The organism is Rhodococcus sp. 1163, from assembly GCF_002091985.1.
Lineage (GTDB): Bacteria > Actinomycetota > Actinomycetes > Mycobacteriales > Mycobacteriaceae > Rhodococcoides.
Map to the genome: position 1 here is coordinate 230,310 of NZ_MKKX01000017.1, position 11,879 is coordinate 242,188.

General features: G+C 62.9%; 10 protein-coding genes. 5 read left to right on the forward strand and 5 right to left on the reverse strand.

The genetic code is table 11. The features are described from left to right. Positions 1-34 precede the first annotated feature (34 nt). The 4 genes from BJD99_RS04530 to BJD99_RS04545 are packed head-to-tail and all read left to right on the forward strand — an operon-like array spanning position 35 to position 3,609. Positions 35-865: an ABC transporter permease subunit gene (locus BJD99_RS04530; protein WP_218775706.1), complete on the forward strand. Its 831-nt coding sequence runs from the start codon at positions 35-37 to the stop codon at positions 863-865. Next, positions 853-1,749: an ABC transporter permease gene (locus BJD99_RS04535; RefSeq protein ID WP_084345604.1), complete on the forward strand. Its 897-nt coding sequence runs from the start codon at positions 853-855 to the stop codon at positions 1,747-1,749. Before BJD99_RS04530 ends, BJD99_RS04535 begins: the two co-directional genes overlap by 13 nt. Positions 1,750-1,751: 2 nt before the next feature. Continuing rightward, a complete protein-coding gene (locus BJD99_RS04540) occupies positions 1,752-2,828 on the forward strand; it encodes an ABC transporter ATP-binding protein (protein WP_218775707.1) in 1,077 nt (358 codons plus the stop codon). A gap of 16 nt (positions 2,829-2,844) precedes the next feature. After that, complete coding sequence (locus BJD99_RS04545; RefSeq protein WP_143542050.1) at positions 2,845-3,609, forward strand: GntR family transcriptional regulator; 765 nt, start codon at positions 2,845-2,847, stop codon at positions 3,607-3,609. Between the two features lie 82 nt (positions 3,610-3,691). Here BJD99_RS04545 and BJD99_RS20710 read toward each other — a convergent pair whose 3' ends face one another. Further along, entirely contained in the window at positions 3,692-4,249 is a 558-nt protein-coding gene (locus tag BJD99_RS20710) for an HD domain-containing protein (protein WP_143542051.1), read from the reverse strand. Next, positions 4,249-5,370, reverse strand: coding sequence for a TauD/TfdA family dioxygenase (locus BJD99_RS04550; protein WP_143542052.1), 1,122 nt, complete (start codon positions 5,368-5,370; stop codon positions 4,249-4,251). Before BJD99_RS04550 ends, BJD99_RS20710 begins: the two co-directional genes overlap by 1 nt. A 447-nt stretch (positions 5,371-5,817) precedes the next feature. Here BJD99_RS04550 and BJD99_RS04555 point away from each other — a divergent pair, with 447 nt between their 5' ends. Next, on the forward strand, positions 5,818-7,419 hold the full coding sequence (locus BJD99_RS04555; RefSeq protein WP_084345607.1) for an ABC transporter substrate-binding protein: 1,602 nt from the start codon (positions 5,818-5,820) through the stop codon (positions 7,417-7,419). A 590-nt stretch (positions 7,420-8,009) separates the two neighbouring features. Here BJD99_RS04555 and BJD99_RS04560 read toward each other — a convergent pair. The 3 genes from BJD99_RS04560 to BJD99_RS04570 form a co-directional block, all read right to left on the reverse strand. Further along, positions 8,010-9,605 (reverse strand): ABC transporter substrate-binding protein, encoded by a 1,596-nt coding sequence (locus BJD99_RS04560; protein ID WP_084345901.1) that lies wholly within the window; start codon positions 9,603-9,605, stop codon positions 8,010-8,012. A 124-nt stretch (positions 9,606-9,729) separates the two neighbouring features. Then, a complete protein-coding gene (locus BJD99_RS04565) occupies positions 9,730-10,716 on the reverse strand; it encodes an ABC transporter ATP-binding protein (RefSeq protein WP_084345608.1) in 987 nt (328 codons plus the stop codon). Continuing rightward, positions 10,716-11,834 (reverse strand): ABC transporter ATP-binding protein, encoded by a 1,119-nt coding sequence (locus BJD99_RS04570; protein ID WP_084345609.1) that lies wholly within the window; start codon positions 11,832-11,834, stop codon positions 10,716-10,718. Before BJD99_RS04570 ends, BJD99_RS04565 begins: the two co-directional genes overlap by 1 nt. Positions 11,835-11,879: the final 45 nt, after the last annotated feature.

The following is an 11,879-nucleotide window of genomic DNA, read 5'->3' on the forward strand; positions in this document are numbered from 1 at the left end:
CAGTTCGACTCAACTGTGGAGTCGACTGGGACTGGTGCCGTTCTTCGGCTACGTCGCGGTCTTCTTCATCCTTCCCACCGCAGTGATTGCCTACTCTGCCTTCCAAGCCAAGGACGACGGCGGCGTCGGCACCTTTGGCGGCGCGAATATGACTGCGGCGCTTAGTGGTCCGTATCTGGACGCACTGTGGAACAGTACGAAGATGTCGCTGATCAGCGCCGTAATCGCGGCAGCGCTCGGCCTCGTGCTCGCGTACGCGGTAGTCACCAGTCGCGGCGGCGTGCTGCAGCGGACGGTCTCCACCAGTGCTGCCGTCCTCGCCAACTTCGGCGGACTGCCCCTGGCTTTCCTCTTCGTCGCGGCGATCGGCAACGCCGGCGTGCTCACCTCCTTCGTTCGGGAGCACCTGGGGGTGTCGCTGCGCGAGGACCTGAGGCTGGACCTGTACTCACAGAGCGGCGTGCAGTTCGTATATCTGTACTTCCTGATCCCGCTGATGGTCCTGACCATCACACCGGCTCTCGAGGGCCTGCGCCCCGAGTGGCGCGAGGCGGCTGAGGGCCTCGGTGCGAAGGGCTGGCACTACTGGCGCTACGTCGCCGGCCCGGCCCTGCTGCCCCACTTCCTCGGCAGCCTCGCGCTGTTGTTCTGCACCGCATTCTCCTCGTTCGCAACGGCGGAGGCGCTCACGAACGGCACCTTGTCGATCACGCCGCTGCGCATCGACAGTGCCCTGTCCGGCAATGTTCTTGCCGGACAGGAGAATCTGGGCTCCGCCCTGGCACTGTCGATGATCGTGGTCGTAGTTCCCCTGACCCTGCTCTACCAGCTGATGCAGCGAAGGAGTTCACGATGGTTGCAGTGATCGACGCACCCAAGTCCGACATCGCCGATAGTGCGGTCGCATCCGGAAAAAGCCGTCGCACAAGCAAAAACGCCCCACCCGTGCGCTATTGGCGCGGCATCGTCCTCGCCATCGCGGCCATCTACTTCCTCGGTCCGGCGCTGGTTGCCTTCTGGTTCACGGTGGATGGCGCCGACGGCCTCAACCTGGCGGCATACACCCGAATCTTTTCCGCACCCGGCTTCACCGACTCGATGACGAGTTCCCTACTACTCGGCGTGATCGCGGTGACGATCACGCTGGGGATCATGGTGCCCACGATGCTGATCGTGCACCTCAGGCTGCCGAAGATGCGCAGCTACGTCGAGGCGTTCTCTCTGCTGCCGCTGGTGATCCCTCCGGTGGCCCTGGTGGTCGGTGTGCGCGGCGTACTCGGCTGGGGCAACGGCAGTGAGTACGTCGAAATCTCGTCGCTCTTCACTGCGCTACAAGACAAGTCGCTTCCACTGGTGCTCGCACTGATGTATGTCGTCGTCGCCCTGCCGTTCACCTTTCGCAGCCTCGACGCGGGACTTCGCGGCTCGAAGGTGACAGTCCTGGTGGAGGCCGCCCAGAACCTAGGGGCGCGGTGGCCGACCGTGCTTTGGCGAGTAGTACTCCCAGCTCTGCGCACGTCGATCCTCAACGGCGCCTTCCTCGCCTTCGCTCTGGTTATGGGCGAGTACACGATCGCGAAAATCCTGATCTTCCCGACCTTCCCGGTCTGGCTCGCACAGTCCGGTGCCACCGACGGCCAGTTGCAAGTCGCACTGTCCCTGCTCAGCTTGGTCTTCACGTGGGCGCTGCTGCTTATTGCGGTGGCGGTTGCCGGCAGAACATCAAAAGCACGTCTACGAAAGGAATGATAATGACGAACCCCCACGCTCTCCTCGCGACCGAGGGCACAGCCGTCAGCTTCGTCGGCGTGCGCCGCGCCTTCGGCAGCGTCAATGCGCTCGACGGACTCGATCTCAACCTCGAGCCGGGCGAACTGGTGGCGCTGCTCGGGCCGTCGGGCTGCGGCAAGACGACCGCGCTGCGCATCCTTGCCGGCTTCGACCGACCCGACGGCGGACAGGTCCTCGTCGACGGCGTCGACGCATCCGCTCTCCCGGTCAATCGCCGGGACATGGGCATGGTCTTCCAGTCCTACAGCCTCTTTCCCACCATGACCGCCCAGGACAATGTCGCATTCGGGCTCAGCCTGCGCGGGCGCAGCGAACGTGGCAAAGGCCGATTGGCCCGCGCCCGCGAGCTCCTCGACCTGGTAGGTCTCGCCGACCACATGCACAAGTATCCGCACCAGATGTCGGGCGGGCAGCAGCAGCGAGTCGCGCTGGCGCGCGCCCTCGCGATCTCACCGCGTGTCCTCCTGCTCGACGAGCCGCTGTCCGCGCTCGACGCCAAGGTCCGCTACCAACTGCGCGAGGAGATCCGCCGCATCCAGCTGGACCTGCGCGTGACCACTCTCCTGGTCACCCACGACCAGGAGGAAGCTCTGGCAATCGCCGACCGCGTCGCGGTCATGCGTGCCGGCAAGCTCGAGCAGTGCGCGCCGCCCAACGAGGTCTACCAGCGCCCGTCGACGCCGTTCGTAGCCGAGTTCGTCGGCACGATGAATCACATCCCCGGCGTTGCCGTCGAACGAGGCACGGTGCAGGTGGGTGAACAAACCCTGACCTGTGACGGCGAATGGCCTGGCATAGGCCCCGTCACCGTGCTGACGCGTCCCGAGGCTGTATTGGTCGACGAGGCTCCCGGCGGCGACACGATCATCACGACAGCAACCTTCTACGGCGCGACGACGCGACTGCGGTTGACTCACTCGACCGGAAAGGTGCTACTCGCTGACGTCGCAAGCCATCGCGCGGCAATGTTGACGCCCGGATCACGGGTCCGAGTGTCGCTGCTCAACCGCCCGGTATTACTGGCGCCAGCCGAATGATCGGTACGGTGTGACGATGACCAAGGGCGACGACAGCCTGCCGCTCTACCGCTCGATTGCCACGGATATCCAGACTGCAATCGAACGCGGGGACTTCGCCGACGGATCGACAATGCCCTCGGAGAACGAATTGACGGTGACGTACGGAGTTTCGCGTGGGACGATCCGGCAGGCCTTCGCATTCTTGCGATCCACCGGTGTCGTGTCGTCGCGCCGCGGTGCGCGCAGACAAATCCGGAGCGGCCCGCGCGTACAGTCGATGAGCGAGCTGGTCAGCTTCTCCCTCTGGGCGCGCAGCCTCGGTGAGACACCGAGTAGCCGAACACTGAGCGTCGGAGCAGTGCCGGCGTCCGGCTTTGTTGCGGACAAGCTCGGAGTTCCCGAGGGCGCGAACGTTTTTCACACCCATCGCCTTCGGCTGCTGAGTGACGTGCCGACTATGCTCGAGAGCACCTACTACCCGGAGTCCCTCGCGCCGTTGATCGCAGCGATCGACCTCGACACCCAGTCGATCACCGATCGCCTGGGTGATCACGGCATCGTGTTCGCCGATGCGGAACATGCAATCGCCGCGGTTGCAGCAACTTCCGGAGAGGCCGAATTGCTCGGCCTTGCGCCCGGAGCGCCGCTGCTGCGCACGATCAGGCGGACGACGAACCCGCTCGGCGAGGTCCTCGAGTGCTCGATCGACCTGTACGCCGCTGAATCCGTTGCGTTCGTGGTCCGTAATTCACTGGCCGCCGGAGGGACCAGTCGGGTCGGTTCGCGGCGCGACACCTAGCCCGGTAATCGACTGACACAAGGATCCGTTGCCCGAGTTCGATTCGGGTAACGGATCCTTCGTGCTGTGGAGACTGCTGTCACTACTCCTGAAGGGTGCAGTCCAGCGCGTCGATGTCGGCCCGGAAGTCGGCTAGCGTGACTACGGGTGCGTCCGGATCCTTGCCGAGGTCGTCGAACTTGCGCAGTTGGCAAGCAGCCTCCGCGAAGGGTTCGGCTGCGAACGCCGCCACCTCCTCGTCAGTCATCGATCCGCCTTGTACGGACATGGTGAATTTCGAAGCGTCGGAGAGCTTGTCGTAGTAGGCCGGATCAGTGGCACACAGGTAGCGTTTGGCGGCGACGTGGAGACGAACCGGTTCGGTCACCTCAGGAGCGAACCATGTCGACAGCCACTCGGAGGCGACGGCGTCGTGATGGTTATCGTTGCCCGACATGAGGTCTCGTCCACTGATCGCACCGGAGAAATGGCCGACGTCGTGCAGTACCGCCGCCACTACAAGTACCGTGGGAGCGCCGGCTTCGCGAGCAGCTCGTCCGGTCTGGAGCATGTGCTGCGCCATCGATACTTGCTCACCGAGGTACTCCTGCCCACCTTCACCGTCGAACAGCTTGGTCAGGGTGTCGTACGCGTGCGTCATCAGTTCTCCTCGAAGGCTTGCAGGGTGCTGAGCAACCCGTCCAGGTCTGCGTAGGTTCCCTGGAGATGGCGTCCGCCGGTCGCGGCAAATGCGGTACGGGCGTGCAAAAGTCGTGTGTTGTCGAAGATCAGGCAATCTCCGGCGTCGAGCTGGAAGTTGAGCTGAGCCTCGGGGTGGTACAGCAGTTCGGCGAAGGTACGGTAGGCGCTGTAGAACTCGCCGGCCAGGCTCGATTCCAGACGCGGCGCAACCATCGCGCGGTTGTTGAAGCGGATCTCGCGCACCCTGCCGGACTGGTCGAGACCGATCATCGGCATGGTCGCACTCAGGTGCGCGTCGGTGCTGTCGAAGCGGAAGGTCACCGGCGTGCGGGTCAGAACGTCGAACGCACGAGGATTGTTCTCACGCAACATCTTCGCAGCGGCAAACCCGTCGACGAGGCCGGATTCACCGCCGGTGGTCTCGTTGTGAATGCAATGCAGCAACTGGAGAGTGGGCACCGGATCCCGGTACGGATTGTCGGTGTGCGGACTGATCGCGAGTCCGGTGAACGCGAGGTTGACGGGATTTTCCTCGACGCGGACGTCGAAGATTGTCCCGTAGTTGGTCTCACGGACGAAGCCGAAGGTCTCAGCGACAGCCACAACCTGACCCAAATCGGTTGGTACACCGTGTACCAGAGCAAAACCATCGTCGACCAAGGCACGCAATGCGGGTGCTGGATCAGCGAGGTAGTCAGTCCAGTCATTCCACACCGGAGATACTTCTGCGGCCAAGCGCCACAAGCGCTTTGCCTCCTCGTTTCGCGCGTCAGCCAAACCGGGAGGCACGTCGGCCGTGATCAGGGCCTCGACATCGAACACCCCCCGGTGACCGTCCGGAGCGAACTCGACCTCGAGACTGCGGCCCACGACCCGAGCACGCTCCACCCGAGTATCCGCAGGCAGGTCGACGATGTTGAACAACTTCTGTCCGTTATCGGCGCGACTTTCCGGACACGGGCAACTGTCCCGCAGCCAGATCGCCGCGATCTCGACCTGGGTGTCCCCCACCTTCAGATACAGGTCTCCGTCCTCGACCAATGCGGATATGCCTAGTCTTTCACCAACGTGGCTATACATGTTGAATATCGTGCACGGCTTTCGTCACCAATCGACAAAGCTGCGGTGAACGCCGAGCGTCCGGCACGCGCCTATTCAAAGTGCCGATCGACTACTTGGGAGTTCATGCGGGGGGAGGCGGTCAGAATCAACAGCGCCGCCGGAACTACTTCGATCACGACGGGCAGGGGCCATCCGATCTCGATCGGCGTGCGCCCAACCAGGCGGACGCATCAGCAGTAAGAAGAATCGAGGCCAAAGGCATCCTCCTCCAGCCTCTACAGCGGCGCCGCCGGGTCGGTGTCCGCGATCCAGGGAGTGGTGCTAGCGACTTTCGAAAGCCTTCGTCCCAGTGACAGAGACTGTGGTCTTATTACCGTGATTCAAGTCATATGGTGGTTCGCCTATGGCGAGCGCGACATGTTCCACCGAGACCGTTCGTCTCGACACAATCCAGGAGGTTCTTAGGTGACACTTTCAAGGCAACGCAGGCGCGGCGCGGTGGCTTTTGCCGTCTTGACCAGCGGCCTACTGTTGGCGGGCTGTGCGAGCGGTGGTGGTAGCAGTTCCAGCCCACAGACCGACCCAGGCGCTGTCGGTGTGATCGGGGATCAGGCTGAGGGCGGCACCCCCGTGGAGGGTGGCACGTTGAGCTTCGCCGGCTATTCACCGGTGGCGAGCCTCGACCCTGCCAAGACCCAGCCCACTGGCTCAACCGGTGGCACCGAGATGGCAGCGGTCTACGATCTCCTCGTACGCTACGACTCCGCCTCCGATTCCTACGAGCCGCAACTGGCGAAAGCGCTCACCTCGAGCGACGACTTCAAGACGTGGACCCTGGAGTTGCGCGACGGCGTCACCTTCAGTGACGGCACGCCACTCGATGCCAAGGCCGTAATCGCCAGCACCAATCGCTTCAACGAACGGAAGGGCGGCGGCAGTCAGGCATTCACCGCCGGCGTGAAGTCCATGGAGGCCACCAACGACTCCACCGTGGTCTACACCATGAATCAGTCGTGGTCCGAGTTCCCGTCGCTTCTCGTCTACGGCCACGGCATGGTCGTCGCACCTAGCTCGGATCAGCCCGACGGCACTTTCAAGCCGATCGGCGCAGGTGCTTTCACATTGGAGAGCCTGACCCCCGGCGCAGACGTTGTGATGAAGGCCCGGCCGGACTACTTCAACGGCAAGCCGAACCTGGACACACTGAAGTTCGTCACGATCAGCGACGAACAGCCCAAGGTCGACGCCCTCAACTCGGGCGGCCTCAATATGGCATACCTACGCGACGCCGCAGTCGTCGACGAGGCATCAGCCAACCTTCCGGGTTACTACGAGACGAGCAGTCTCTCTGCGGTGGTCAGTATCAACCAGCGTGAAGGCCGTCCCGCCGCCGACGTGCGGGTACGGAAGGCGATGCAACTGGCCGTCGACCCCGTGGCAATCGATCAGCGTGCACGTGGCGGCAAGGGCATGCCCGGCACCGAGATTTTCCAGCCTTGGTCCAAGTGGCACAACGATATTGCGCCCGTGGAGATGAATACGGAAGAGGCCAAGGCTCTAGTCGAGGCCGCGAAGGCAGACGGCTTCAGCGGCAACATGACCTACTTCACCCCCCAGACGCAGGCGGCCCAGGCCACCGCACTGACAATCCAGGCGATGCTGGCACCGATCGGTATCAACGTCGACATCGAGTACGCGGCATCGGTCACGGACATCGTCAAACGCCTGTACATCGACAAGGACTTCGACATCGCCACCGGCGCGCTGAGCATCCAGGACACGGCACCGTTCCAGCGCCTGTACGGGGCGTTGAACTCCACATCGACGAACAACATCGGCGGGGTCAACGACCCGAAGATGGACGAGATCGTCGCCAGTGTCCAAACCGCAACCAATGACGAGGCGAAGCTCGAGGCTTTGAGCAACCTACAGGTGGAGGTCAACGAGAACGTGCCGTTCCTGGCCCTTGCCTCCGGTGCCAACTTCTTGGCGTGGACCGACAACGTGCACGGCGCAGTGCCGAGCCTGGACGCGATGGTGCTTCTGGACAAGGCCTGGATCGAGTAGTCGCCGCTCGACCGTGTCACCTGAACAGTAAGGTGGCATGACCTAGAAAACTGCATATAGAACGCCGCCTGCCCGGTACGTCAACGCCAGTTGTCGTACCGGGCAGTTTGCTGTCCCCACTGTTCGACGGCGTAGGCGGGCCAGTCTTCTTGCTTCACGTCACAGACTGAGCGTCTCGTCGAATAGCCCAGAGCGACAACATGATCTGGTGTGTGCTCGCCGGAAAGAATCTCCGAGTACGCCCGCCGAGAGTGGGCGCCTGCGGCTTGGTCCATTAATGCAACCCAGCCGAAACGATTCCTTCGTCCTTGTCGGCGTCCGAGTCCGCGGGTTCCACCACAGTCGGGGTGGCGCGGCAGTCGCAGGTGGTAGGAGATACGTTGCGGGCCGCTGGTCCTGTTGAGGTCGGTCCATCTCTACGCCGCGGGCAGGGCATCAGCGGCAAACAGCGAGGGCCTCTCGGTTATCAGGGTGCGTGGTACGCACACCGATACCGAGAGGCCCTCGCCTTCGTCACATCATCCACAACTATCTCGGGAGCTACACCTCGTTGGCGTGCTTGCCTTTCCCCGGAATTCCGAACTGCGCGTTCAGGACTCGACCCATGCTTTGTCGAACAACATGATGCCAGTGGCAGTGGGCACGACTTCGTGCACGTCCTTCTGCCACGCCCAAAACGCGGCAAGCCCGCTGATGGGAACCGACGGCACAGTGTCGTTCCAGAGGCTCTGGACTCGAGCGATCACATCGCGCGCAGCATCATCGTCGGGGGCCGCCTGGAGCTCCTTCAACAAGCCGTCCATCTCCGGATTGGCATACCCGGCTGTGTTCCTCAACGATGTGCTGGAGAGAACGGACTGCAAACCCGCGTCTGGAATCGACTCGTAAAGACCGATCCCGGCATGAGCCAGATCGAATTCATGTTTGACATAGACGCTGTTCAGTAGATCCCCAGCGTTGTTGGCGTAGACGATGTCCACTGTAAAACCGACGGCTTGCAGCAACGACTGCACCGCAAGGCCGATCGCTTGATCCTTGGGCTCGTTGAGAACGGTGTACTTCAGACGCCCGTCATAACCGTCGGCCTTTGCCTGGTTCAGCAACTCGGTGGCCTTGGCCGGATCGTAGACAGGGCCGGCAACATCGGTATGCCATTGCGACGTCTGTCCGAACAACTCGGATCCGGGAAGGCCCTGGCCTTCTTCAGCGCGCTGATCGATGAGGTCGGGGTCAATGGCATACGAGATCGCTTGTCGTACCCGGACGTCTGTGCCTGGACGACCTTCGCGATTGTTGATCAGCTCGGCTCCGCCGGCATTGAGGACATCGACGAATCCGGGGTAGCCGGCATCTTTCGCAGCGTTGATTGCCGATCCCAGGCCGCGAATGTAGGCAACGTCGAGTTGGCCCGCTTCCAGTGACTCGAAGTTCTCTTGTGGGCCGTTCAACGCCACCATGCGCAGACTGGCCAAATTCGGTGGCCCGCCGTAGTAGTCGGGGTTCGCGGTGAACGTGCGTTCCTCTCCGGGGAGAAAACCTGCCTCTGTGAAGGGACCGGCCCCAACCGGAGTGAACTTCTCACCTTGCTGTGCACCTGGGGCGACGATCATGCCGTGGCCCAACGCCAGCATCGACGGAAACCTGGGCCATGAATTTGCGAGACGGAAGATCACAGTGGAACTGTCTTGCGCCTCGGTCGATTTCACCGACTGCTTCCATAGATCTGCACCATTGCCACCGCCGGCGTTGTAGCGCTCGATGCTCGCGACGACCGCTGCAGCATCCAACGGCGTGCCGTCACTGAAGCGCACTCCCTCACGTAGACGCAGAGTCCATGTCGTGTCGTCTGTGCTTTGCAATGATTCGGCGAGCTGGGGTGAGAACTCCCCGGACTCGATGTCGTACTTCATGAGCACGTCGTACACAGCGGCGAGTGCCTCGCCACCCTGGCCACCGCGGGCTGTGGCTCGGAGAGGGTCCAGCGTCGGAGTGAGAAGTTGTACACCGTAGGTGAGGGTGCCACCGGCGACCGGATCGCCACCTTCGGATTGGACGTTCACCAGGCCGGTCTCGTACGTGTCGCTGCCGGACTGGGAACCCTCCCCGTTGGCACCGCTCGAGCACGCTGCGAGTACGACGCCGACTCCGACCAGCGCGGCTGCCATACGGCCGGAGCGGCCGGTCATCCGGTGTCCATAAAACATGGGAATCATGTGGGTTCCTTGTATGTGCGTGCGGTTCGACGGATGAGAACGCCAGACAACGACCCTCTGGGACAGTTCGCCGCGAGGGGGCGGGTAAAAGCTGGGATTACACGTTGTGGCAGGCCACGAAGTGGTCCTTGCCGACCTCCCGTAACAGTGGCTCTTCGGCTGCGCACTGCTCGGTCGCGAGTGGGCAACGGGTCCGAAAACGGCAACCCGACGGTGGGTTCAGGGGGGAGGGCAGGTCGCCCTCGATGATCTCGATCTCGTCCTCCCCATCCCGCGATCGGTTCGGATCCGGAATCGAGTCGAGCAGCAGTCGGGTGTAGGGATGCATCCCGGTGTTCTGAACATTGTCGGTCGGCGCGACCTCGCAGACCTTACCGAGGTACATCACCATGATCCGGTCGCTGATGTTCTTCACCACGGCCATGTTGTGGGCGATGAAGATCATCGAGAACTCGAATTCCTTCTTGGTTTTCTCCAGAAGGTTCAATATCTGTGCCTGCACCGACACGTCGAGGCTCGAGACCGGCTCGTCACAGATCAGCAGCTTCGGCCGAAGCATCAAAGCGCGTGCGATACACACACGCTGGCATTGGCCGCCCGACAGTTCGCCCGCCGTCTTCTCCATCACCGCATCCGGATCCAGGCCCACTGCGCTGAGCAGCTCACGGGTCATGGTTTCGAGCTTGGCCTTGTTTTTGGTCCCCCAGATGCGAGGTCCCTCGGTGACAAGATGCTTGACCTTGCGGCGCGGGTTCAGCGATGAGATCGGGTCCTGCATGATCATCTGCATCTGGTTGCGGGTGATCCGCAGACTCGACGCGGACATGTCACCGAGGACCATGTCATCGAGCGTCACGGTGCCGGACGTGGGCTTGGGCAACTGTAGGACAGCGCGCCCGGCGGTGGACTTCCCGCAGCCCGACTCCCCGACGATGCCCAGTGTCTCCCCTGGGACGAGGTCGAAGCTGATGCCGGAGACCGCGTGCACGGTCTGTTTGCCTGCGGGGAATTCGACCAACAGGTTCTCGACGGTCAAGACCCGCTTCTCGTCTTCGCGCATGTGTGCGGTACCGCTGCCAGCCATTACACAGTCTCCAAGTCCAGCTTGCGTCCGGCCGCGGTGCGCCCGGCCTTCTCGTTGGCGGCCAACGCCGCTGCACCCTCGGCTGTACCGACGGGGAAATGACATGCGGCCTCGTGCGGATGCACCGCCGCTGCAGAGTCTGCAGTGGCGACCAGTTCCGGCGGCACCGTAAGGCACTTCTCCTGTGCGTACCGGCAGCGAGTCGCGAATGAACACCCCTCAACTGGCTTCGTCATATCCGGCAACCCGCCTTCGATGGCCTCGAGGACAGTGTGCGGCGCATCCTCGATTCGCGGGATCGCCGACAGCAGCGCCTCGGTGTACGGGTGACGCGGCTGCGCGAACAACTGCCGTGTCGGCGCGGTCTCCACTATTCGGCCCGCGTACATTACGGCGACGCGGTCCGTCTGGCCTGCGACGACGCCCAGGTCGTGGCTGATCAAGATCCCGGCCATCCCCGTTTCCTTGCGGAGCGAGTCGAGCAACTCGAGAATTTGCTTTTGCACCGTCACATCGAGCGCCGTCGTCGGCTCGTCAGCGATGGTCAGGATGGGGTCGCACGCTAGCGCCATCGCAATGACTACACGCTGGCGCATACCTCCCGAGAGCTCATGTGGGTATTGGTCCACCCGTCGAGTCGGCTCGGGAATCCGCACCTTACGCAGCAACTCGATCGCCCGCTCTCGGGCCTGCTTCTTGTCCAGGCCCAGATGGGCTCGGATCGACTCGGTAAGGTGCGTGCCGATGTGCTTGAACGGGTTGAGCGCCGTCATCGGGTCCTGGAACACCATCGCGATGTCCTTGCCCCACAGCCCCTGCTGTTCCTTGCGGGTAAGCGCCTGCATATCGCGGCCCTGGAACCGAATCTCGCCGGCGACGGTGGTCGCGCCACCGTTGGAGACCAGGCCCATGATGGTCTGCCCGAGCACCGATTTTCCGGAACCGGACTCGCCGACCAGGCCCAGGGTCTCGCCCGCGGCGAGGGTCAAGCTCACACGGTCGACGGCGCGCAACTGGCCCCGCTTGGTGCGAAAGTGCGTGGACACATTCCCCACTGTCAGCAGCGGTCCCGCCGCCGCATGGTCCGGCGTTCCGGCGGCTGCCGTCGTAGCGCCCATGCCAGGCTTTTCGTGCTTATTCATCGGTGAACTCCCGCTTTGCCA